The organism is Terriglobales bacterium, assembly GCA_035624455.1.
GTDB lineage: Bacteria > Acidobacteriota > Terriglobia > Terriglobales > Acidobacteriaceae > DASPRM01.
In genome coordinates this window covers 48,718-70,719 of the sequence record DASPRM010000157.1, presented here as the reverse complement: position 1 = coordinate 70,719, position 22,002 = coordinate 48,718, and the positions used below count along the sequence as shown (strand labels likewise).

Genomic DNA, 22,002 nt, shown 5'->3' with positions numbered 1-22,002 from the left:
AAATTTTCCCACAAATTCGCGCTGAAAGAAGCAGGTCCCCACGCGCGACTGAATCGCCGCCAATCGCTTGGCCGGGCTGACAATGCTGGGAGGTCATGTATGGCGGTGGTTCTTCGGTTTAATGCTCCGGGGCGTTTGCCGAAGCTCGCAGGTCCGGGTGGAGATTCAGGTAATCGAGTGCCAGTTGGGCTACCTCGCGTTCGCCTTTGTACGCGAGTTTCTGTGGGGCCTCCTCCAGGGGGAGCCAGAGGGCACGGCGGACTTCGACTCTCATTTCTTCAGAGAGATCGTCGATGCGGCCAGCGCGATAGAGCAGCAAGTAGAAGCTGACGATCTTGAAAACGCGCTCGCCGCCGGCCCACGTACGTACATAGAAATACTTAATGTCGCGGAGCTTGGTGACGATCTCGCCGGTGATGCCTGTTTCTTCGCGTACCTCGCGTATGGCGGTTTGCTCCGGTTTTTCACCGGCATCTACCAGGCCTTTGGGCAGCGCGAATACTGGTTTGGAGGTACTTTTCTTGCCAGAAACCTGGGAATCATCGCGTTTTGGTTCGATGGCAGCTATCGACCAGCCCTCTTTCATAGGCTTTATCAGGACTCCCCCGGCGGAGATTTCGCGCGCCATTCAGTGGAGGCTCCGGTACCGAGTGGGTACGCATGTAACGGCTGGTACAAACATTCCCTTTGAAATCAGCATCCTAAATTGATAGAAGTAGCGGCAGCAAGATGTGGGGACAAGGGCCGTGAATGTATTGGGTAAGCTGGTTCGGGTTTTGGACGCGTTTACTCATGAGCTGACGCGTCCTCGAGTCATTAATTCTGCTTCTGACCCGCAAATTGGTCTGGCTTTGGGCGGGGGCTTTGCGCGCGGCCTTGCCCATATCGGCGTAATTCGCGTCCTGCAGCAGGAAAATATTCCTATCAGTTTTGTCGCAGGCACAAGCGTCGGAGCTGTAGTTGGCGCAGGCTTGTGCTGCGGTTTATCGGCCGACGAGTTAGAGGCAATAGCACTGCGAGTGCGCTTCAAACATTTTGCACGCTGGACAATTTCACGTTTCGGGTTTGCTTCTAACGACCGCATGACCGGTTTCCTGCGGCGCACGCTGAAGTGGATGACTTTCGAGGAGCTGCGGATCCCATTGGCGGTAACCGCCACCGACTTCGTCACCGGCGATGCTGTCGTATTCACGTCCGGCGATGTGATCGATCCAGTGCGCGCGAGTTGCGCGTATCCGGGAATGTTTCTGCCAGTAAACATAAAAGGGCGGCTGCTCGTTGATGGCATGCTATCCAATGCGGTTCCTACTTTGCCGCTGCGCGAGATGGGCGCAAGGCGGGTGATTGCGGTCCACCTCAATGGCGATAGCATGAATCTTAATGGACCGCGGCACATTTTCGACGTCATCGGGCAGTGCTTCTCGATCGCGCAGCAACGCATGAGCAGCGTCTGGAAATCGGAAGCGGATGTGGTGATGAATCCTGACGTGCGTGGATTCAGTTACGACAGTTTTGATCGCTGCGTTGAGTTGATCGCTGCCGGCGAGACGGCTGCGCGCCTGGCGATGCCGACCATTCGCGGCTGGCTCAATGAAACCCCGGCAATAACACTCGGCCCGAAAGCGACGGTGACAACAGCACCGCGGGCCGCCTCCGCACCGGCTACAGGCTTGTAATCACGGTTCCTGTCATTGACCCGGGGCAATGCGGCGAGGCCCGCTCCGGCAGAGTATCTCACCTGGTTGTTCGTTGACGGGCGGTCAACCCCGACTTAGACTGACATTACTGAATCCAACCTGTGGGGAAGTGCCCCTTGCATCGATATCGCGATCCCAGAGAGCTATTGGCGGAAGTACGCAGTGTATTGCGGCAGAATGTGCGGCAGCGCCAACCACGTCTGCAGCCCGTGATGGATCTGCTCTATGAAGGCAGGCATTATCGGTCGGTGGTGCTCTACTTGCAGGCAGCAGGGAACTCGATTGCCATCGCCTTCCGTGGGGTGGGGGAGATGGCGGCCGATTGCATCACTAAGGGCGATGACTGTGATGCTGAATTGCAGGCAGTGCTGGGTTCGACGGGTGCGGCCAGCGGTTTACCAGAAGGCGGGGAGCGCGTGATTGTGCCAGTATCGGTGGGACAGAGCGTGCTGGGTGCGATCAAGGTGCTGGCTGAAGAAGATCACACTCTGTCAGTGGGCGATCAATTGCTGATTCGTGAAATCGCCCGTGAGATCGCCTTATTCCTGACTGGCAAGGGCAAGTACATCCTTCGAAAGCTTGCGGGATACCAGGGGCCAGAGCGCAGGCCGCAGGAATTGTCGCAGGCTGCGTAGTCCTGATAGAGCTCACGGAGTTGCAGCGCACAGGCTCTGACCGCAAGATCCGTCGACTCCGCGCCCGCGACCCGCAAAATGCGTGGGTCAGAAAAACCAAGCGGGCGCTGCGCTCAGGATAACAACGATAGTTGCCGGTTAGCGCTTCAGGCTGACCAGCTGATTGACCAGCTCCGAGTAATCCTTCTTCTCAACTCCATGCACCTGCCGGTTGTATTCGTCCACCTTGGAGGAATAGTTCATGGAGCAGAACTTGGGGCCGCACATGGAACAGAAGGCAGCCTTGTAGTAGTCATCGCCGGGCAGGGTTTCATCATGCATGGAGCGCGCTGTCTCCGGATCAAGAGAAAGAGCGAACTGCTTCTCCCAATCGAAGGTATACCGGGCATAGCTAAGAGCGTCGTCGCGATCGCGGGCGCCGGGACGGTGGCGGGCAACGTCGGCGGCGTGGGCAGCGATCTTGTAGGCGATTATGCCGTCCTTGACGTCTTTTTCGTTGGGTAAGCCGAGGTGCTCTTTGGGAGTGACGTAACAGAGCATGGAAGCGCCGTACCAGCCGATCATGGCGGCACCGATTGCTGAGGTGATGTGGTCGTAGCCGGGGGCAATGTCGGTGACTAGGGGGCCGAGCGTGTAGAAGGGAGCTGCATCGCACATCTGGACTTCCTTATCCACCTGCTCCTGAATCTTGTCCATGGGGATATGGCCTGGGCCTTCAATCATGACCTGAACGTCCTGCTTCCAGGCAATGCGAGTGAGTTCGCCCAGGGTCCTCAGTTCGGCAAATTGGGCTTCATCGCTGGCATCGGCGACACAGCCAGGGCGCAGGCCATCGCCGAGTGAGAAGGAAACGTCAAACTTCTTGAAGATTTTGACGATATCTTCGAAGCGTTCGTAAAGGAAATTCTGCTTGTGGTGATGAGCCATCCACTGCGCCAGGATTGCGCCTCCGCGGCTAACGATACCGGTGATGCGCTTCGAGATCATGGGCAGGTACTGAATGAGCACTCCAGCGTGGATGGTCATGTAATCCACGCCCTGTGCCGCCTGCTCTTCGATCACCTCGAGCATGATATCGGCGTTCAGATCTTCGACGCGCTTAACGCGAGCGATGGCTTCATAGATCGGCACCGTGCCAATTGGCACGGGTGAGTGACGCAGAATCGCTTCGCGAATTTCATGGATGCCGCCGCCGGTGGAAAGGTCCATTACGGTATCGGCACCGTAATGCACAGCAGTGTGCAGCTTGCGCAGTTCTTCCTCCACATGGGACGTGACGGCGGAGTTGCCGATATTGGCGTTGATCTTGCACGTGGACGCCACGCCGATGCACATGGGCTCGAGCTCGGGATGATTGATGTTGGCGGGAATGATCATGCGTCCGGCGGCAACTTCGTCGCGAACCACGGTAGGATCGAGCCGCTCGCGTGTGGCCACAAACTCCATTTCGTCGGTGATTATGCCGCGGCGGGCATAGTGCGTCTGTGAGACGTTGTCATCGCCGGTACGCGCTGCTTCTTCCTGGCGCTTGCGGATCCATTGGCTGCGGGGCTTCTGAATCCAGGCGCTGCCGTTTCCGTTGTTGCCATTATTATTGGGATCGGGATGCGACATGAAATTTCCCTCGGGAGCTTCCAAAACCACGATTATACGCCGCGAATACCGCCCTATAGAGTATGGACAATGGCGTGTGATTCTTGACCCTCGGCTTCAGCGCGAGTAGATTCGTTGTGTCCCCGTCCGGAGTAGTATGAGAAATCGATACATCCGTTTTGGGCTCGCTATTACTGTCATTCTCGTCGCCTTGGGCTACCTTGCGTGGACGGGAGTGCAGGAGAGTAAGAGCTACTACGTGACCATCAAAGAGTTAAATGCGATGGACAATAGCCGCTACAGCAAACGGCTGCGAGTGGCGGGCAACGTTGTGCCGGGTTCAATTCAGCGGCGGGGATCCCACCTGGAATTTACTTTGCAGGAAGAAGGGAGAACCTTGCCGGTGGTTTACAACGGAACCGAAGCTCCTCCCGATACCTTCAAGGATGATTCACAGGCGCTCGCTGAGGGCCAGTTTGGGCGGGATGGCGTTTTTCATGCCAAGCAGATTCAGGCTAAGTGTGCTTCGAAATACGCTCCTCAGCAACAGCGAGCCCCGGGAGAACCCGCAAAGCCGGCGTCGACTGGTAATAATCCGCAGAGGGCGAATGCCGCCGTTCCAGCAGCTCAGGGAAGCTGAAGCGTCTCGCAGGCTTATCGTGGCGAATCAAACCAAGTAATGCTGGAAACTGTAACAGGCTGCTGACAGCGGATCTGTACGCGCGCAAATTTGCGAGTACCTACGGAGCCTAACAGGGTTTCGCCGCTGAACATGAGTTGCCGGCCGCTGATTCCCACCTCATCCAGTGGATAAGCGTTGTTCTGAGAGTCGAGTAGCTGCACCTCGGGGATTACGACCGCACCATTGGGCAGTTGCAACCCGAACTGGTCGTTGCTCGCCAGAAGATCGTTGCTGACAGTCATATCGAGGTGCTGGAAGCGGCCTTTAGTGGCTACCAGGGGCCTGGGAGGGGTGACAGTCACCCAATCGGAAGCGATTGGAGTGGGGCGTTCGGCGACTACGCCTTCGCGGACATGCTTCTGGCAGGCGGCTGTAAATAGAATCACCGCCAGCAGCACGAGACTTGCGCCAGTCCTGAAATCTCTGATCACGTTGGAAATTCTATCCGGAGCGGCTCCGAAGTACCGCGTTACCATGGTGCGAAGCTGGCATAGCGCTGTGGTAGTTGTCCCCTCGGAAAATGTGCCGCGAGAGCAATAAAAGTGCGCTTTGGGCTGAAGGCACAATAGAATCGTGGCGGTGACTTCCCCTCCCGAACTACCGAATACAGTGGTCCTGGAGAATGTCTCGAAGCTCTACGGCCGCTTTGCGGCGCTGCGCTCGGTGAGCGCTCGCTTCGCGGCGCGGCACCTTTATGTCGTGCTAGGAGAAAACGGAGCAGGCAAGTCGACTCTGCTGCGCGTGATCGCGGGGCTGATTGAGCCGTCGCACGGCAACGTGACAGTTCTGGGTTCGACCAGCCTTCACGACGTGAATGGACGCATGGGTTACATGGCCCATGCCCCCATGCTTTACGACGAACTTTCCGGAATGGAAAATCTGCAATATTTTGCGCGGCTTTATGGAGTGGGGGAGGCAGCGTGCGAGCAGGCGATGCGGACGGTGGGTTTGGATCCGCAGCTGAACCGCCGCGTAGGGCAGTATTCGCAGGGGATGCGGCAGCGTCTCTCGCTGGCGCGAGCTATTCTGAACAACCCTCAGCTCATGCTGCTGGATGAGCCCTTCTCGAATGTGGACAGCGAATCCTCGCAGGAGATGATCCGCCTGCTTGAGCAGAGGCGCGACTCGGGAGCGACAATTATTCTGGTGACGCACCAGGCGGCTCTGCTGGAGAGCTCGGCTGACGAATGGATTTCCATGTCGGCGGGAAGGATTGTTGCCCAGGACACACGAGGCCGCGGCGCAATGGCTGGGCTGCCACTGACACAATTATGAGCGCATTGATCGCCGTTCTCCGCGTCACGTTAACCAAAGACCTCCGCCTGGAGTGGCGCTCCAAAGACGCAGTCAACGCCATGCTGTTCTTTGCGCTGCTGGTGGTAGTGATTTTCAGCTTCTCATTTGATTTGTCAGCGGAGGAATCGCGACAGATTGCTGGCGGTCTGATCTGGGTGGCACTGCTTTTTGCGGCGGTGGTGGCATTGAATCAGACGTGGGCGCGCGAGCTGCGAAACCAGGCATTGGACGCGTATCGAGTATCGCCGGCGCCTGCTGAGTCTCTGTTCCTGGCGAAGGTGATCGGCAATTTTCTGTTTGTGACCGTGCTGGAATTGCTGATGACACCGATGTTCGTGGTGTTTTACAACCTGCGCAGCGTGCGACCGGTGCACGAATTGGTGCTCGTTTCCGCCCTGGGGAATTGGGCGCTGGTGGTGAATGGGACATTTTTTGGGGCGATGTCGATGCGCACCCGCAGCCGCGAAGTTATGCTGCCGCTGATCCTGTTTCCGATATCGATTCCAGCGCTACTGGCGATGGTGAGCGCCACGACTGCTACGTTGACGGGAGAAGCCTCGCCGCGGCTCTCGCTCGTCTTCCTGCTGGTTTACGATATAGTCTTCACGATCCTCGGATTGTTGCTCTTCGATACGATTTTGCAGGCGGAATGAAACCGGCATTCACCATCTTCGCCCTGATCACGCTCTTGCTGCTTTCGTATGGACTTTACCAGGCGCTGGTAGCCGCGCCCACGGAAGCCACGATGGGCAATGTGCAGCGCATCTTCTATTACCACGTGCCTTCGGCGTGGACCGCGCTGCTGTGCTTTCTGGCGAATTTCGCAGCGTCGTTGTGGTTTCTGGCGCGGCGAAGCCCGCAGGCGGACGCGGTGGCGGTTTCGACGGCCGAAGTTGGAGTGGTGTTCTGCACAGTTGTGCTTTTGACCGGCCCGTTGTGGGCTCGGCCGGTGTGGGGGATCTGGTGGGCATGGGACGCGCGCCTCACCAGCACGCTCGTGCTCTGGCTGATCTACGTCGGCTATCTGATGCTCAGGAAGTTTTCCGTAGGTGGACCGAATCCGGTGCTGGCGGCTGTGTTTGGTGTGTTTGGCGCACTCAATGCGATATTTGTGTTCATGGCGATCCGCTGGTTTCGGACGCAGCATCCTCAGCCGGTGTTTGGTGGGGGTCCGAAGTCAGGCATCGATCCGCAAATGAAATATGCGCTCATGGTCAACTGGGTGGCGTTTTTGGCGCTGGCCGGACTACTGATTTGGCTTCGCTACACGCTGGAGCGGGTGCGACAAAGAGTTGAGGAGGCGCACGCCATGAAGTCGCTGGTAGAGCCTGAAGTGAGGATCCGGAGATGAAATTTCTTTATGCAGCGTACGCGGTGACCTGGCTGGTGCACATTGTTTATCTGGTTATTTTGACCCGGGGATTCCAGCGGGTGAGGGATGAAGCGGAAGAACTGGCGCGCAAGTAAGAATGCTCAAGTGAGATTGCCGGAAAACAGCAAACAAGAGCGTCTCGCGGATACTCGCCGCCTGATCGGAGGCGGCGCCGATTTGGAAATGGTGCTCTTGTTCTTCCGAGAAGCCACACGGTCCGATCGGTTTCGCAGCGATTTGGAGCTTCGAGCTAATGCTTGGAAAGCTCTGCGCGAAATCGCAGCTTCCCAAGATCCAAGTCTTCCGAGAATCGTTGTTGACGGAGACCCTGAGTAGTCTCTCTTCAGTCCCGATGCAACGGTACGCGCTTGCTCAGATCCATTTCTTTGTAGCCAGACGGGATCTGGAAGGCTGAGTCGTCTACCGGGAGGGTCTTCATCTCGATTACGATCATCTCGGTCCGGCTGTCGCTGGCCTTGCCGCGATGATCGATGCTCTTGGTGACGGTAATTCTCTTTAGCGGAAATCCCTGAATCTTGGACTTCTCCTCGCGAATGATGCGGTCGAGTTGGTCGTCGCCGGAGGTTGGTGGATCCTGCTTGAGCCAGAGGCGAAGGCCGGGTTCCTGAAGGACCGAAGTTGTCCAGATATCTTCGTCCACGGTGGTGTTGATGGTATCGGTGCCGGCCAGCTCTATCCGCACGCGATAGCTGGTGCGGTAGCGGTAGTGGCGCGTGGGCAGGCCGGCGACCATCTCACCTTTCTCGTCGAGCAGCTTTACGATTTTCGGCTCTTCGAAGTGCACTTTCATCTGCCAGCGCATGCGGCGCATCAGATCGGCCATGCCGGAAACCATGCTATCCGCGTCCCAGAGAGCAAATGTCTTGCCGTCGGGATCGACGAGGTAGACGGTCTTGCCTTCGTCGGTAGAGAGCAGATACCGGCCTTTGCCTAGTTCAGGCAGTTCACTTTCCAGAAAATCCACGCGTGCCTTCCTGCCGCTGACGAGAGCGCGAACCTTGATGTCGGCCGTATGATCAGGATCTTCGGCGGTTACCGTTCGGGTTTCGGCGGTATAGGTGACCCCGGCTACGCTGGGCAGAGCTAATGCTGCGGTCAAGATGAACGTGCTGATCCAATGGGGCATCCGGGCAACCTCCGAGGTCGCGACTATTCATTGGTAAGATGCGCTTGCATGATCGTACACGAGAATGGCTTCGGTTATGATGGGGCCGATCGCGATGGCATCGGTTACACAAGCAATTGAGCCTGGTCCGGCGCGCGGGCAGATCGAGGCACTTTGGCGTGCGCTCCGATTTAACCCGCTGGCGACGGTGGGAGCTCTGTTCATCCTGGTCTTCGTGATGTTCGCGCTCTTTGCGCCCTGGATTGCGCCCTATGATCCATCGCAGATCGAGCTGCCGGCGAGGCTTTTGGGACCTTCCACGCGGCACTGGCTGGGCACGGACGAACTGGGGCGTGACATCCTGTCGCGCATCATCTTCGGGGCGCGAATCTCCATGCTGGTGGGAGCCAGTGTTGTCGCCGGATCGCTGCTGCTCGGCTTATTGGTGGGATGCACCGCGGGATACTATGGGGGCCGCATCGACCGGTTTGTGAACATCATTATGATGAACGCGTTTCTGTCGTTCCCCGGGTTCCTGCTGGCGATCGCGTTCGTGGCGTTTCTTGGGCCGGGGCTGGTTAACCTGATCCTCGCGCTGATCATTGGAGGGTGGGTAGGTTACGCGCGGCTGGTGCGTGCACAGGTATTAGCAACCAAAGAGAGAGAATACGTAGAAGCGGCGCGGGCGATCGGAGCAGGGGACTTCTGGATCATCACTCGCCACATTCTGCCGAACATGATTCAGCCAGTGATTGTGCAAGCCGCGATTGGCATGGCAGGCGCGATTCTTGCAGAAGCCACGATGAGTTTTCTGGGATTGGGAGTAGCTCCGCCGACGGCAAGTTGGGGTTCAATGCTGAATGATGGCCGGTCACACCTCTTCGATGCTCCTCACCTGGTAATTTTTCCTGCCATCACAGTGATGTTGGCGGTGCTGTCCTTCAACTTCATTGGTGACGCGCTGCGAGACTACCTTGATCCACGGTCGCGCATCGAGGCGGGCCTGTAAACGGACGGTCACCTGCAGGGAACAGATCAAATTGTTCTCGAGATTTCCTCGGCGGACCCTGCCAACTATTCGAAGCGAATCTTGTCGTTCTGCACAATGGAGTGCTTCTTGAAACGGGCATCGTTGGGGGAAGGGAAATCAATCCGATAGTGGGCACCGCGGCTCTCTTCGCGGACGAGAGCGGACCTGGCGATCAGCAGGCCAGTCTGCAGGATGTTTTGAGCTTCGTGGGCGCGGCGCGTGTTCTCGCGAGGCAAGCAGGCACGGAGGTGATCGAGCTGGGAAATGGCTTTCTTCAGGCCGTCGCCGCTGCGAACGATCCCCACATCCCGCCACATGATTTCCTGCACATGGCGGATCACTTCTTCCGCGGCTTTGCCGGACTGAGGCTGATTGGTTACAGCGGCGGACTCGGCTGGAGGTTTACCAGTTGAGCCTTCAGAAGTCGCATGACTGGCGGGTTTGACTTGCTCCTGCATAGAGTGGCCGGCGCGTGCGCCATACACCAGCCCTTCGAGCAGAGAGTTGCTGGCCAGGCGATTGGCTCCATGAACTCCAGTGCAGGCTACTTCTCCCGCAGCAAAGAGGCGGGGAAGGCTGGTACGGCCGTCAAGATCGGTGCGCACACCACCCATGGCGTAATGGGCGGCGGGTCGGACGGGGATGAGATCGGTGGTGATGTCGATGTTGTACTGCAAGCAGGTTTGATAGATGCGAGGAAAGCGTTTTTTGAGTGCTTCGCCATTCTTGTGAGTCAGGTCGAGATAGACAACTGGATCTTTGCTGCGGCTGACTTCCAGTTCGTGGGCGATAGCGCGGGCAACTACGTCGCGCGGCGCGAGCTCGGCCATGGGGTGGTACTTGGGCATGAAGCGCACCATGGCTTCGTTGCGCAAATAGGCGCCCTCGCCGCGCAAGGCTTCAGAAAGCAGGAAGCGGGCCGCAGCTTTGAGGTAGAGCGCGGTGGGGTGGAATTGCACGAATTCCATGTCGCTGATTTCCGCCCCAACGCGGTAGGCCATGCCTACACCGTCGCCGGTGGCGACTGCGGGATTAGTGGTCTCGCGGTAGACATGGCCTAAGCCGCCGGTGGCGAGCAGAACGGCGGAGGCGAGCACGGGATGGGGCACGCCTTTTTCGGTGAGCAATGTGAGGCCGGCGACCTGTCCATTTTCGAGCAAAAGATCGGTGGCAAACTCGAACTCGCAAAAGGCAACGTTATGCAGGGATTTCGCCTTGAAGTAGAGGGCACGGGCGATCTCCTGGCCGGTAGAATCGCCATGGGCGTGCAGAATACGATTGCGGCTATGCGCGCCTTCCCGGGTGAAGGCGAGCTTGGTTCCGGCGCGGTCGAACTGGGTGCCCCAGGCGATCAGCTCTTCAATGCGTTCCGGGCCTTCCTCCACCAGTACCCGAGCAGCATCGACGTTGCAGAGCCCATCGCCCGCATTGAGGGTGTCCTGCAAATGCAGGCCGATTTCGTCTTCGTCGCTGAGCGCGGCTGCGATTCCTCCCTGTGCGTACTGAGTTGCGGACTCGGTGAGCTCGAGTTTGGCCAACACCAAAACCTGACCAGCGGAGGCGAGCTCGATGGCAGCGCGCATTCCGGCGACGCCTGCGCCCACAACTACAAAGTCGGTTTCAGCGGGAACGTTTTTCATTCGGGCGGGAATCTTAGCACCCAGCTGGGCGCGCCGCCTCCTACGGTATGATGGACGCGTGATCCGCGTCGACATCAACATACCATCCCGTGCATATCCGGCGCTGATTGAGAGCGGTTTGCTTCGCCGCAGCGGAACACTTCTGCGAGAGATTTTTCCCGAACGTCAGTCTGTGATGGTGGTAACTGTGGCGGCGGTGCGCAGGCGCTGGGGGAAGCAACTTGCGAGCGCGCTGAAAAAAGGGAAGTTTGTGCCCAGCTTTATTGAGATGCCCGATGGCGAGCGTTTCAAGACGTTGAAAACCGTCGAGGGCGTGGCGGAGAAATTGTTAAAGGCGAGTGCGGATCGCAAGTCCATCTTAGTGGCGTTTGGCGGCGGAGTGGTCGGCGATGTAGCGGGATTGCTGGCCTCGCTCTACATGCGTGGTTTGGATTTTGTTCAGGTGCCAAGCACGCTGCTAGCCCAAGTGGACGCTGCCGTCGGGGGAAAAACCGGGGTTGACCTGCGCCAAGGCAAGAACCTATTGGGAACGTTTCACCACCCGCGACTGGTGGTGATCGACCCGCAGCTACTTTCGACGCTGCCGGAGCGCGAGTTTCGCGCGGGATTGTTCGAGGTGCTGAAGTGCGGGGTGATCCGCGATCCCGCGATTTTTGAATTCATGGAGCAGAATCGCGAACTCATTCTGAGGCGCGACGCAGCCAGCCTGGAGCGAGTAATCAGCGCGAGCGTGAAGGTGAAAGCTGACGTGGTGGCGGCGGATGAGCGCGAGTCTGGATTGCGGCGGATTCTGAATTTCGGGCACACGCTGGGACATGCGCTCGAGGCCGAAACCGGATATCGAAAAGTGCTTCACGGCGAGGCGGTGGCGTGGGGAATGGTGGCAGCCACGATGATCGCCGAAGAGCGAGGCAGGCTGGACAAAGAGGCGGCACGCCGGATCATATCCGGTGTGCAAGGCTACGCCATGTGGCCGAAGTTCGAAGTCCCAGCACGGAACATCTACCGTCGCCTCGCGCACGATAAGAAAACGCTCAATGGAGTCGTGCATTTTGTCCTACCCACTGGAATCGGAAGCGTCGATATCGCGTGCGATGTGCCGGAGCGCGTGGTGATGCGGGCGATCGAGCAGTCGCAGGCGCTCACGAAGGCAGTTTGAGTGTCGACTTCCACTGAAAATCAGAAGAGAGCCACAGTGGTTGGGGCTACTCCCGAAGGAGCGAAGGATCGTGAAGCTGCGGCGCGGGCGGTGCGCGAGATGTTCACTTCGATTGCGCCGCGCTACGACCTGCTGAATCATATCCTCTCGTTCAACGTCGACCGCACATGGTGGCGGCGGACGGCCCGCAATTTTGGAGCGGTGCTGATCCGTCCGGGAGCACGGCTGCTGGACCTATGTTGCGGTACCGGCGATATGAGCTTCGCTCTACTGAGGGAGGCGAAGAACAAGGGAGGGTTGCCCCTTGTTTTGGGTGCGGACTTTTCCCATGCCATGCTGCAGCGAGCCAAGACAAAGGGCCAGGGGACGGGGATTCGGTGGGTGGAAGGAGATGCGTTACGGCTCCCTCTGGCTTCGGATTCGGTAGATCTGGTCACAGCGGCTTTCGGATTTCGCAATCTGGCCGATTACGACGCGGGCCTGTCGGAAATTTATCGAGTGTTGCGCCATTCCGGGGAAGTGGGGATTCTGGATTTTGGCGAACCGAAAGGGCTGATGGGTAGTTTGTACCGTGGGTATTTCCGGCACGTGTTGCCCAAGTTAGGCACGATGATTTCGGGCGTGAAGGGGCCGTACGCGTACCTTCCGGCTTCGGTGGCACGTTTTCCGGCGCCCGAGGAGATTCTGGGACGGATGCGAGACATCGGATTCCACTATGTCTCGTGGACACCGTACACATTCGGGATTGCGGGGCTGTATCGGGGGAAGAAGGGGAAAGTATCCGGTGACGTGTGAGGACGTGAAATAAGAATTCCCTGTGGCCCCAAAAAACATAGGTGCTTCGCCCGCGGGCGGGGCTCAGCACGGCTCCTCAATTAACTATTTCCGGAACGGATGTGCAGCAATCATGGGCTAGCGAATCTTCAAGCGCGGGAGCGGGCTGCCTCTTTGGTTTTGGCTTCCAGGTTGCGAGCGAAGAGCCGGGATTCCTCCTCGGTGCGGAAGCTGTCGAGAAGGGCATCTTCGACCGTGTACTGAATCACCCGCGAATAGTCATCGCCCAGGAATTTCTGCAGGCGGGTGGTATCCATCGTGTAGGAGCCGATCATGTAGGGGAAGGCTTCAGGCGGAACCCCGGAGATACCACGGTTCCAGTAGTGCCTGAGAGCGGCTCGGCACAACCATTTGCCCGGCAGTTGCACGATTTTCTGCCCAGAGATGCGGGCGCAATCCTGGATCGTCAAGGGATAGCCGCGGCCGGCGACATTGAAGATCAGTAATTCGTTTCCCTTGCCGGGCTGGCGCAGGATATATGTCAGCAGCCGGGCGACGTCATCCACGTGAACAAACTGAAGTTTGTTGTGAAGGTATTCTTCGCCGCGGGGGAGAAGCATGGGCAGACGCTCTCCACGTTCTCGCATTTTCTCGGCTCGGGGAGCATTGCCAGTGGGAGTGCCGCGCAAGGCCCCGACCATATAGTTCTGCATGGAGGCGCCGGTGAAAATGTGGGGTCGAAGCAGGTAGGTGGTGCAGCGGGCAAGATTTCCTGCCCGGTGGCGAACCACATCATCCGCTTCCTTCTTGTGGATCGCGTAGGGCAGCGTGTGAGCGGCCAGGGGATGGGTCTCGCGCACTGGCCCAGGGGTCTGAGGGCCGTAGGCAGAAACACTGCCGATAAAGATGAATGTCTCGACTTGGCCTCCGCTGCGGTTGACTTCTGTTATCGCCTCCATCACACGTGCAGTGCCAGCGACGTTGATCTGCCACATGCGATTCAAATCGAGCACCCCGGTGCGCAGGGGATCAAGCACGAACGCCAGATGAACGACGGAGCGGGCGCCGGAATCGCGCAGCAGCCGCACCATCTGCTGACAGGACGATTCGAGCCCGAGATCCATGGCTTCAAAGCGGGCGAGAGAATCGCTACGGGGCGGGTACATATCCACACCAATCACGTCAAACCCGGACAACTGCCGGAGTAACCGGAGTCCAAGATTGCCTGAGACCCCGGTCACAATGACGGTGGGTTTGGTGGCGCTGGTCACTTGGATTGTGTTGCAGGCTCCTTGGGAGCAGCGGGTTTGGCTGCGGTTGGCCCAGTGGAGGCGGCTTTTGAAGCACTCGGCTGAGACACCGAGCCTTCCGCTGGTGGATGCTGTTGCGGAATGTGGAAATAGGCCTCGTTTAGCTCGGTCTTCACGCCGGAAGTAAGGGACTGCATTTCGGCAGTGAACTTCTCCTGTGACAGGTTGGCCTCGATCTCCGGCTTCACCTGGTCCAGGGGAAGGGTGCGCTTGGATTCGAGACGATAGATATAAGCTCCAATAGTCTCTGGAAGCACCTGGGAAACTTCGCCGGGCTTGAGGTCGAACACGGCAGCCTGGCTGGCGGGTACGGACTGACGTCGCCATGCGGGAATGGTGGTAGGCGGAGGAGTCTTGAAGCCGGCGGCCTCGAAGACCTCTTTCTGGAGCTTGTCAAAATCTTCGCCCGCGGCAGCGCGGGCGCGAATCTTCTCGGCGTTGGCGGAAAATGCAGCCTCATCCGGTTTGTCGTCGGGTTTGGCATCGGAGCGGTTCTTGGGAAGGAAGATGCGCTTCAGCGTGACTTCCTGGTATTGAGACTCGTGATCCTTGTAGTACTGAGCGACCTGTTCAGGGGTGGGTTTGGCCTGCTCCTGAAGCTCCTTCAGCAGCTCTTGAGCTACCACCTGCATGCGGATGAAGCGCATGACTTCCTCGAGGCGGGTACCCTGATCGAGCCCTCGCTTCTTAGCTTCAGCCGAAAAGACCAGCGCCCGGGTGTAATCTTCGCCGAGTTTTTGTTTGGCTGCGGGAGGAAGATTGGGCTTAAGGGCGTCAGCAAGGCGTTCGAACTCAGCGCGGGTAACGGTAGTCTTGCAGTCAGAAGATGCGGTGCCAGCCGATTTCAGATCGCAAATCCCAGTTACTGTGATGACTGCGGCATTGGGAGGAACCTCAAAAGCAGGGGCGGCCGAGTCTTTGTTGGAGCCCGCCGGGCCGAAGTTGGGCGAGGAGGACGCTGCCGGCGGCGTGGTCTGGCTCCCGCTTGCTTTGGGAGCGGGTTTGGCCCCCTGCTGGCAGACGGCAAGGGTCGAAGTGAGGAGGAGTAGTAGACCCAAAAATCGCATTCTCAATTGTCTCCGATCGTGAAACACAACTAGGGTGGAGAGGCCATCGTAGCACATCTGCGCCTCGATTTCGGAAGCGCCAGGCCGGGTTTCTGGCGGGTTTGGCTTGGCTGCTTCAGTGGCGAACAGGGATAATCAGAAGAGCTATGTCCGACACGACCACGCTCACGAGCAGCGCGATGCACACGGAGAAACGCTCCGTGGCGCAGAACTCAGTGTGGGCGGCGATTGCGGTCACAGTGCTGAAGATTGTGGTTGGTTTAAGCACGGGCAGCTTGGGCATACTCTCAGAAGCTCTACATTCTGGACTCGATTTGGTGGCCGCAGTGATCACGCTGATGTCGGTCCGAGTGTCGGACAAGCCGGCGGATGCGGAGCATCAGTACGGCCATGGCAAGATCGAGAGCTTCTCCGCCTTTCTGGAAACCGGGCTGCTGCTGCTCACCTGTGCCTGGATCATCTGGGAAGCCATCAAGCGCCTGTTCTTTCACATGGTGGAGATCGAACCTTCGCTGGCGGCGTTCGCGGTCATGGCACTCTCCATGGTGGTGGACTGGTGGCGATCACGGGCTCTACAACGAATTGCGGATAAGTATGACAGCCAGGCGCTGCAGGCGGATGCGCTACATTTCCGAACCGACATCTGGTCAAGCGCAGTGGTGATTCTGGGACTGGCACTGGTTTGGGTGGGTGAGCGTTTCCAACTCGCGTGGCTGGAAAGAGCCGATCCGATCGCAGCCTTGTTTGTGGCGGGAGTGGTGATCTCGGTGAGTTGGCGCCTGGCACGGCAGACCACTGATGCTCTGCTGGACGCTGCTCCCAAAGGTGCGCGAGGCAAGGTAATCGAGGCGGTTTCCGGCGTTCCGGGGGTGCTGGAGGTGGACCGGGCTCGAATTCGGCGGTCAGGCAACCGCTACTTTGCGGATTTGTCGGTGGCCTTGAGCCGCAATGTCACGTTTCAAAAATCGGAGGAGGTGGTGGGAGAGGTGACGGCAGCAGCGCGCCGCATTCTTCCGGATGCCGACGTAGTGGTGCACTCGTTGCCGCGGGCGGTACGCGGCGAAAACATCTTTGATCGCATCCGTGCCGTGGCTGCGCGGCATAACCTGGGAGTGCACGACATCAGCATTCAGGACTTGCATGGCAGACTGCACGTAGAGCAGCATCTGGAGATGCAGGAGACTCTTCCGCTGAAACAGGCGCATGACCGGGTAACGCAACTCGAGGAGGAGATACGCGAGCAGATTGGGGAGATCTCGACCATTTTGACGCACATTGAGAGTGAGCCTGCAACTATCGAGACCGGGGATGAACTGGTGCAGAATGCAGCCCTGGAACGCAAGCTCAAGGAGATCGCTCCTCAATTTCAGGAGGTCAAGGACGTTCACGAAATGCAGTTCAAGCGAGTAGGCGGGAAGCTCTACGTTTCGTGCCATTGCACCATGGAGGACGACCTTCCCTTGTCGCGCGTTCACGAAGTGATGACGGCCATGGAGACACGCTTCAAACAGGAAGCGCCTGGATTGTTTCGGGTGCTGATTCATCCGGAGCCACAAACGGACAATCGGCGTTGAAGTGAAGAATGGACAACCCCAAAACCGAGGACCAGCGCAAGGTCAGAAATGTGAATTGATGTACGAGAGGGGATTGAATGGTCAAGGCGTCTGCCAGTTGGACAGATAACGACCGATTTATCGCCGAGGCGAGCAGCGGTCATGCAATTGTGGTGGACGCGGGCAGCGAGAAGACTGCTAATAGTCCCGTGGACCTGGTGCTCATCGGGTTATGCGCCTGCACGGCCTACGACGTAGTAAACATTCTGCGGAAGAAGCGCGAAGCGTTCACGCGGGTGCAAGTAAGTGCCGAAGGGGAGAGGGCCAAAGATCCACCCATGGTGTACACGGACATACGCTTGCTGTATCGGGTAACTGGTCCAGTATCGCGAAAGGCAGTGGAGGATGCGGTGCGACTCTCGAAAGAGAAATACTGTTCTGTCTCAGCCATGCTGGAGAGGACTGCGAAGATCACGACGCAGGTGGAGCTGTTGGGAGATTGAATATTGTTGTTTAGTGTAGGATTGCTGGCATTGTGCATGCTATGAAGCCGAGGAAGGTCGTTGTATTCACTCAGCCGGGCTGACCGCCCTGCCACACGATCAAGGCCTACCTCTCGGAGAGAGGTATCGAATACGAAGACCGCGATGTTTCCGCCGATCCCGCAGCAGTCGAAGATTTGGTCTACAAATACAACAGCCGCTCTACGCCCACCCTGGTGGTTGGGGATGAGGTATTGATCGGATTTGACCGCGACGAAATCGATCAGGTCCTATCGAAATAATCCACATCCCGTGCGCGGCTATCTGTTCATTGCCGCAGCGACACTGTGCTGGGGAGTCTCCGCAAGCCTGGGGAGAGCTGCTTTCACGGGACGGCTTACCTCGGGCAAAGGGCTTCCAGCGATCGATCCTTTGATCCTGGCGCAAAGCCGGACCACCATTTCGCTCCTGGTATTGGCGCCTATTCTGCTGTGGCGTCGGGGGAGAGCGGGATTGCGATTCTCTGGCGTCGACCTTGCTCGCGCGTTGGCACTGGCGATTTTCGGGATGGTGGCATCGAACTACTTCTACTATCTGGCTATTCAGAAAACAAATGTAAGCACCGCAATTGTGCTGCAGTACACGGCTCCGGTATGGGTCTTGCTGTACATGGTGCTGCGAGGCCGGCAGCGGGCGACGTTGATGAAGGTGATTTCGGTGGCGCTGGCGATTGTGGGGATTAGCTTGGTAATCGGCTTGTTTCACGAGGGTGGTTTTCGAATGGATACCCTTGGACTGATTGCCGCAGAGGTGGCAGCGTTTTCGTTCGCTTTTTACAACGTGTACGCGCCTAGCCTGCTGGATCACCACGACCGCTGGAAAGTGCTCTTGTATGTATTTGTTTGGACAGCTCTCTTCTGGATGGTGATCAATCCGCCGTGGAAAATCATGGCTGCGCACTATTCGGGAGCGCAGTGGCTGTTTCTGGCGGTGTTTGCGGTCATGTCGATTCTACTGCCGTTTTCGTTTTATTTTGCCGGGCTGCAGAATCTGGATCCAACCAGGGCGATCGTGACTAGTTGCCTGGAGCCGGTGTTCTCGATCCTGATTGCGTTTTTTGCTCTCGGAGAGACGATGCGGGGCAGCCAGATTGTCGGGATCGTGCTGGTGCTGTCGGCTACGGTGCTGGTGCAGTTGCCAGAGAAGCAGGATGCGGCGGTGGTGGTAGAGCCGATCGAATAGACTGTTGTGCTCCGACGGAACCAACCGGATCAGTGTGGTCGGCTAGCGCGACACATACCTATCTTGCATTGAAGCAAAGCGGATCAAGTCCCGACAGCAACTGGGTGGAGCAGGGCTTAACGCCTGCATGGAAGAGCCGTAGAAGATCCGGGCTTCAGCCCCTGAGGGAACCCTGCGCCGTACAAAAGAGCGTCCCTCAGCGGCAAAAGCCGCTCTTTACCTCTTCATAAATGCAGGGCTGAAAGCCCTGCTCCACCCAAACCTTGTCCCGAAGACGAATAGTCAGGGGCCGCGACATAACATCTTGTGCAGTTCACGACAATTGCCGATTGCATATCAAGACAACGACGTTCCCTTAGTCTCGGGCAAGAACTGGGAGGCGATGGCGGCCAGCAGGAACGAGAGCGCACACAAGTAGAAGGCAGGGCCGAGGCCTTTCGCCTGTCCTACACGGCCAATGATGAACGGCGCCAGAGCGCTGAGGGTACGTGCGCCGTTGTAAGTGAAACCGAGAGCGCGGGCGCGAATCTCGGTAGGGAAGAGTTCACTGCCGACCAGGCCTGAGCCGGAAAAGAATCCGGTTCCGAAGAAGGCAACGATCGCGCCCAGGATCATGATCAACGGAGGATTGGTTGCGGCAGCATAGAGAGGAATCGTGAGGGCTGCGCCCAGGAAAAAGAGGAGGAAAGACTTCTTGCGCCCCAATTTCTCCGCCAGCCATCCATAGCAGAGATATCCAGGCAACATTCCTACCAGATTCAGAAAAATCAACAGTCCGGTGGTACCGAGCAAGCCAAATCCACGTCCGCCTTGAGAAACCGGAAGCGAGAGATAGGGAGGGATCCAGCTGAAGAGGCCCCACCATCCGAACAAGCCGAAGAGGTTCAGGGACAGAAGCGCCAGAGTGCGACTCCAGTACTGTGATGAAAAGAGGCTGGAGGGAAGCAGGCTTTGAATTGCACCTCCGAGGTTGGCGGTTGTCCGGTGCCGCGCCCACAGCTCCGATTCGGGGACGTCTTTACGAATCCACAGTGTTATCAAAGCCGGCAAAATGCCCACGAAAAAGACGACACGCCAGTTGTAGTAGTGAAGCACGATGCCGCTGACCAGCGCGGCAGCAGCGTAGCCGATGGCCCACGAACTCTGGACCACAGCGAGGGCTCTCGAACGTAGTTCTGTGGGCCAGGTTTCGGCGACGAGAGTGGCGCCTGTATTCCATTCTCCGCCCATACCGAGACCGAGGATGAAGCGAAACGAGGCGAGCATCAGAATGGAAGTCGCCAAGCCGCAGGCGAAGGAAAAGATGGAGTAGGTGAGAATGCTCAACATCAGGGCGGAGCGGCGGCCCACACGGTCGGCAATGAAACCAAACAGAAGGCCACCCAGGCCTGAGGCGAGAAGGGTCAGGGTGTTGAGCAGCCCCGCAGTTCCCTTGCTCATGCCCAGGTCGCGCATGATGTGCGCCAGCACCATGGCGTACAGCATCACGTCGAAGGCGTCCAACATCCAGCCCAAAGCGGCGGCCAGCAACGTCCTGCGCTGGGCGGCGGAGGAAACGCTGAGCAGGGCAGCCGCGGACATGGGCGGGGATTGTAGCAGGACAGAGATCAACCGGTGGGCAGGGGAATTGCGGGCTGCCCGTATAATCCGCAAATGCGCTCGTGCTGGGCATTTTCGTTTCTGCCGGCCATTTTGTTGATGTGGTGCATCTCGGGTCCGCGCGTTAGTGCTCAGGCGGTGGTTGCCCCACTTACGCTGACGCCCCTGCCACTGCCTGACGGGATGGTGGGCAGCGACTACCGCTTCCACTTCAAGGTGCAGGGCGGCCAGGCGCCGATCAGCTGGAATCTTCCTATTGGCAAACTGCCGCCGGGGCTCGCATTGGACCGATCACGGGGCATTATTTCCGGGGTGGCTCGGGTTCCGGGCGACTTTCGCTTTACCGTGGAAGTGTCCGATTACAGCTTACCAGTCCAGAAGGTGAGACAGGACTGCACGATTACGATCCGGGCTGCCTTGACGATCAATTGGAAGCACGGACCCAAAGTGCAGGATGATCGGATCGATGGTTCCGTGGTGGTTTCCAACTACACGGGGGACGATTTTGATTTGACCGTGATCATCGTGGCAGTTGACCAATACGGAAAAGCATTTGCGCTGGGGTATCAGAAGTTCACGCTGGTGCACCTGGAGATTGATCAGCTAATTCCGTTTGGCTCGAGCCTACCGCGCGGGCACTACACAATTCATGCGGACGCCATCGCCGAAGTAGAGGAGAAGAACGCCATCTTCCGCGCACGGGTACAGACGCCGATGACCGTGCCGGTGACGTATCCGTAGGACGCCTCAAGATGACACTTCGGCTCATGGATGAGCAGTTGCCCTGGCGGTGGACAGTTCTGCAAATTTCTCCCGCAGGTGGAAGAAGCGGCGGGCGCGGTGCACGTCGCGGGCGATCTGCTCGCGTAGAGCCTCAACCGAGGGGAACTTGATCTCGTCGCGTACCCGCCGTAGAAAGGAGAGTTCGACGGGAGTGTCGGCAGCGAGGTCGATGGGATGAAAGTTCAGCAGATGGCTTTCAATGGCGAAGGAATCAGCGCCAAAAGTGGGCCGAGTGCCGACATTAGTAACGGAGTCGAAGCACTCGTCGCCAATGCGGGACTGGGTGATATAGACGCCATCTGCGGGAACCAACTCATCGTAGCGACTCAAATTGATTGTCGGCACGGTGTATTTATGCCCGTAGCCGCGCCCTCGTCCCGGGGTGGACCAGATGCTGAACACTCTGCCGAGCAGGTGGCGTGCTTTGCTGGCATTGCCTTCGCGAAGCAACCTTCGAATTTGGCTGCTGGAGACGGTCTCGCCGCGGATTTGCATCTCGGGGTAGATCTCAAGCGAAAAGCCGAGCTGGCGGCCAAGACTTTCGAGCAGGGTTACGTCGCCCTGTGCTTTGTGCCCGAAACGGAAGTTGAAGCCTTCATGAACCTCACGCGCGTGCAGACGGCGGACCAGAATCTGAGAAGCAAATTCAGCAGGGTTCATCAATGAAAGGTCGCGCGTGAAGGGAAGCACGAGGACGGCGTGAATGCCGTATTGCTGCAGCAGGTCCAGTTTGACAGGAGTGGGAGTCAGCAGCTTGAGATCTGAATCGGGGCGCAGGATGCGGTAGGGGTGCGGATCGAAAGTGACCACCATGGCGATGGCATCAGCGCGGCGTGCACGGTCGATCAGTTCATTCAGGACCGCCTGGTGGGCGCGGTGAACGCCATCGAAATTCCCGACGCTAAGGAAGGTAGGCCCCAGATCTGCGGGAACATCTTCGAGGTGGCGAAAGATGCGCATGC

22 protein-coding genes are annotated in these 22,002 nt (G+C 58.1%); 13 read left to right on the top strand and 9 right to left on the bottom strand.

Annotated features, from left to right (window positions below; genetic code table 11):
• Window positions 1-118: 118 nt before the first annotated feature.
• Window positions 119-628 carry an NUDIX domain-containing protein gene (locus tag VEG30_18485; GenBank protein ID HXZ81923.1) on the bottom strand — a complete coding sequence of 170 codons (510 nt, stop codon included), beginning with the start codon at window positions 626-628 and terminating at the stop codon, window positions 119-121.
• 118 nt (window positions 629-746) lie between these two features.
• On the opposite strand from VEG30_18485, the gene VEG30_18480 reads away from it, so the two are divergent.
• Complete coding sequence (locus VEG30_18480) at window positions 747-1,676, top strand: patatin-like phospholipase family protein (GenBank protein HXZ81922.1); 930 nt, start codon at window positions 747-749, stop codon at window positions 1,674-1,676.
• 137 nt (window positions 1,677-1,813) lie between these two features.
• Complete coding sequence (locus tag VEG30_18475) at window positions 1,814-2,332, top strand: hypothetical protein (GenBank protein ID HXZ81921.1); 519 nt, start codon at window positions 1,814-1,816, stop codon at window positions 2,330-2,332.
• 138 nt (window positions 2,333-2,470) lie between these two features.
• Here the strand turns inward: VEG30_18475 and thiC are convergent, their stop codons facing one another.
• Window positions 2,471-3,946, bottom strand: a complete 1,476-nt coding sequence (gene thiC / locus VEG30_18470; protein ID HXZ81920.1) for a phosphomethylpyrimidine synthase ThiC — start codon at window positions 3,944-3,946, stop codon at window positions 2,471-2,473.
• A 136-nt stretch (window positions 3,947-4,082) separates the two neighbouring features.
• On the opposite strand from thiC, the gene VEG30_18465 reads away from it, so the two are divergent.
• Window positions 4,083-4,565: a cytochrome c maturation protein CcmE gene (locus VEG30_18465; GenBank protein ID HXZ81919.1), complete on the top strand. Its 483-nt coding sequence runs from the start codon at window positions 4,083-4,085 to the stop codon at window positions 4,563-4,565.
• A 14-nt stretch (window positions 4,566-4,579) separates the two neighbouring features.
• Here the strand turns inward: VEG30_18465 and VEG30_18460 are convergent, their stop codons facing one another.
• Window positions 4,580-5,038, bottom strand: a complete 459-nt coding sequence (locus tag VEG30_18460; protein ID HXZ81918.1) for a hypothetical protein — start codon at window positions 5,036-5,038, stop codon at window positions 4,580-4,582.
• 142 nt (window positions 5,039-5,180) lie between these two features.
• Here VEG30_18460 and ccmA point away from each other — a divergent pair, with 142 nt between their 5' ends.
• Genes ccmA through VEG30_18445 form a run of 3 tightly spaced genes read left to right on the top strand, consistent with a single transcriptional unit; the run spans window position 5,181 to window position 7,254 of the window.
• Window positions 5,181-5,882 carry a heme ABC exporter ATP-binding protein CcmA gene (ccmA, locus tag VEG30_18455; protein ID HXZ81917.1) on the top strand — a complete coding sequence of 234 codons (702 nt, stop codon included), beginning with the start codon at window positions 5,181-5,183 and terminating at the stop codon, window positions 5,880-5,882.
• Window positions 5,879-6,556: a heme exporter protein CcmB gene (locus tag VEG30_18450; GenBank protein ID HXZ81916.1), complete on the top strand. Its 678-nt coding sequence runs from the start codon at window positions 5,879-5,881 to the stop codon at window positions 6,554-6,556. The genes ccmA and VEG30_18450 overlap by 4 nt, the downstream gene beginning before the upstream one ends.
• On the top strand, window positions 6,553-7,254 hold the full coding sequence (locus tag VEG30_18445; GenBank protein HXZ81915.1) for a cytochrome c biogenesis protein: 702 nt from the start codon (window positions 6,553-6,555) through the stop codon (window positions 7,252-7,254). Before VEG30_18450 ends, VEG30_18445 begins: the two co-directional genes overlap by 4 nt.
• 364 nt (window positions 7,255-7,618) lie before the next feature.
• Here VEG30_18445 and VEG30_18440 read toward each other — a convergent pair whose 3' ends face one another.
• A complete protein-coding gene (locus VEG30_18440) occupies window positions 7,619-8,422 on the bottom strand; it encodes a hypothetical protein (GenBank protein ID HXZ81914.1) in 804 nt (267 codons plus the stop codon).
• Between the two features lie 64 nt (window positions 8,423-8,486).
• Between VEG30_18440 and VEG30_18435 the strand changes: the two genes are divergently transcribed.
• Entirely contained in the window at window positions 8,487-9,410 is a 924-nt protein-coding gene (locus VEG30_18435) for an ABC transporter permease (protein ID HXZ81913.1), read from the top strand.
• A gap of 65 nt (window positions 9,411-9,475) precedes the next feature.
• Here VEG30_18435 and nadB read toward each other — a convergent pair whose 3' ends face one another.
• Entirely contained in the window at window positions 9,476-11,071 is a 1,596-nt protein-coding gene (gene nadB / locus VEG30_18430) for an L-aspartate oxidase (protein ID HXZ81912.1), read from the bottom strand.
• 58 nt (window positions 11,072-11,129) lie between these two features.
• On the opposite strand from nadB, the gene aroB reads away from it, so the two are divergent.
• Complete coding sequence (gene aroB, locus VEG30_18425; protein HXZ81911.1) at window positions 11,130-12,230, top strand: 3-dehydroquinate synthase; 1,101 nt, start codon at window positions 11,130-11,132, stop codon at window positions 12,228-12,230.
• Entirely contained in the window at window positions 12,231-13,025 is a 795-nt protein-coding gene (locus tag VEG30_18420) for a ubiquinone/menaquinone biosynthesis methyltransferase (GenBank protein ID HXZ81910.1), read from the top strand. It begins immediately after the preceding gene.
• Window positions 13,026-13,153: 128 nt separating this feature from the next.
• Here VEG30_18420 and VEG30_18415 read toward each other — a convergent pair whose 3' ends face one another.
• Window positions 13,154-14,275: an NAD-dependent epimerase/dehydratase family protein gene (locus VEG30_18415; protein HXZ81909.1), complete on the bottom strand. Its 1,122-nt coding sequence runs from the start codon at window positions 14,273-14,275 to the stop codon at window positions 13,154-13,156.
• Complete coding sequence (locus VEG30_18410) at window positions 14,272-15,381, bottom strand: peptidyl-prolyl cis-trans isomerase (GenBank protein HXZ81908.1); 1,110 nt, start codon at window positions 15,379-15,381, stop codon at window positions 14,272-14,274. The genes VEG30_18415 and VEG30_18410 overlap by 4 nt, the downstream gene beginning before the upstream one ends.
• Before the next feature lie 146 nt (window positions 15,382-15,527).
• On the opposite strand from VEG30_18410, the gene VEG30_18405 reads away from it, so the two are divergent.
• The 3 genes from VEG30_18405 to VEG30_18395 all read left to right on the top strand — a co-directional run bounded on the left by VEG30_18405 (window position 15,528) and on the right by VEG30_18395 (window position 18,658).
• On the top strand, window positions 15,528-16,955 hold the full coding sequence (locus VEG30_18405) for a cation-efflux pump (GenBank protein HXZ81907.1): 1,428 nt from the start codon (window positions 15,528-15,530) through the stop codon (window positions 16,953-16,955).
• Between the two features lie 77 nt (window positions 16,956-17,032).
• Window positions 17,033-17,437 carry an OsmC family protein gene (locus VEG30_18400; GenBank protein ID HXZ81906.1) on the top strand — a complete coding sequence of 135 codons (405 nt, stop codon included), beginning with the start codon at window positions 17,033-17,035 and terminating at the stop codon, window positions 17,435-17,437.
• A gap of 243 nt (window positions 17,438-17,680) precedes the next feature.
• Window positions 17,681-18,658 (top strand): EamA family transporter, encoded by a 978-nt coding sequence (locus VEG30_18395; protein HXZ81905.1) that lies wholly within the window; start codon window positions 17,681-17,683, stop codon window positions 18,656-18,658.
• 336 nt (window positions 18,659-18,994) lie between these two features.
• Here the strand turns inward: VEG30_18395 and VEG30_18390 are convergent, their stop codons facing one another.
• Window positions 18,995-20,239 carry an MFS transporter gene (locus tag VEG30_18390; protein HXZ81904.1) on the bottom strand — a complete coding sequence of 415 codons (1,245 nt, stop codon included), beginning with the start codon at window positions 20,237-20,239 and terminating at the stop codon, window positions 18,995-18,997.
• Between the two features lie 72 nt (window positions 20,240-20,311).
• Between VEG30_18390 and VEG30_18385 the strand changes: the two genes are divergently transcribed.
• Window positions 20,312-20,998 (top strand): Ig domain-containing protein, encoded by a 687-nt coding sequence (locus VEG30_18385; GenBank protein ID HXZ81903.1) that lies wholly within the window; start codon window positions 20,312-20,314, stop codon window positions 20,996-20,998.
• Between the two features lie 24 nt (window positions 20,999-21,022).
• Here the strand turns inward: VEG30_18385 and VEG30_18380 are convergent, their stop codons facing one another.
• A complete protein-coding gene (locus VEG30_18380) occupies window positions 21,023-22,000 on the bottom strand; it encodes a bifunctional riboflavin kinase/FAD synthetase (protein ID HXZ81902.1) in 978 nt (325 codons plus the stop codon).
• Window positions 22,001-22,002: the final 2 nt, after the last annotated feature.

Coding starts and splice junctions, on each gene's coding strand:
- VEG30_18405 (HXZ81907.1), top strand. CDS start 15,528: ATGTCCGACACGACCACGCTCACGAGCAGCGCGATGCACACGGAGAAA.
- VEG30_18400 (HXZ81906.1), top strand. CDS start 17,033: ATGGTCAAGGCGTCTGCCAGTTGGACAGATAACGACCGATTTATCGCC.
- VEG30_18390 (HXZ81904.1), bottom strand. CDS start 20,239: ATGTCCGCGGCTGCCCTGCTCAGCGTTTCCTCCGCCGCCCAGCGCAGG.
- thiC (HXZ81920.1), bottom strand. CDS start 3,946: ATGTCGCATCCCGATCCCAATAATAATGGCAACAACGGAAACGGCAGC.
- VEG30_18410 (HXZ81908.1), bottom strand. CDS start 15,381: ATGCGATTTTTGGGTCTACTACTCCTCCTCACTTCGACCCTTGCCGTC.
- VEG30_18380 (HXZ81902.1), bottom strand. CDS start 22,000: ATGCGCATCTTTCGCCACCTCGAAGATGTTCCCGCAGATCTGGGGCCT.
- VEG30_18385 (HXZ81903.1), top strand. CDS start 20,312: ATGCGCTCGTGCTGGGCATTTTCGTTTCTGCCGGCCATTTTGTTGATG.
- VEG30_18450 (HXZ81916.1), top strand. CDS start 5,879: ATGAGCGCATTGATCGCCGTTCTCCGCGTCACGTTAACCAAAGACCTC.
- nadB (HXZ81912.1), bottom strand. CDS start 11,071: ATGAAAAACGTTCCCGCTGAAACCGACTTTGTAGTTGTGGGCGCAGGC.
- VEG30_18440 (HXZ81914.1), bottom strand. CDS start 8,422: ATGCCCCATTGGATCAGCACGTTCATCTTGACCGCAGCATTAGCTCTG.
- VEG30_18435 (HXZ81913.1), top strand. CDS start 8,487: ATGGCTTCGGTTATGATGGGGCCGATCGCGATGGCATCGGTTACACAA.
- VEG30_18465 (HXZ81919.1), top strand. CDS start 4,083: ATGAGAAATCGATACATCCGTTTTGGGCTCGCTATTACTGTCATTCTC.
- VEG30_18445 (HXZ81915.1), top strand. CDS start 6,553: ATGAAACCGGCATTCACCATCTTCGCCCTGATCACGCTCTTGCTGCTT.
- VEG30_18485 (HXZ81923.1), bottom strand. CDS start 628: ATGGCGCGCGAAATCTCCGCCGGGGGAGTCCTGATAAAGCCTATGAAA.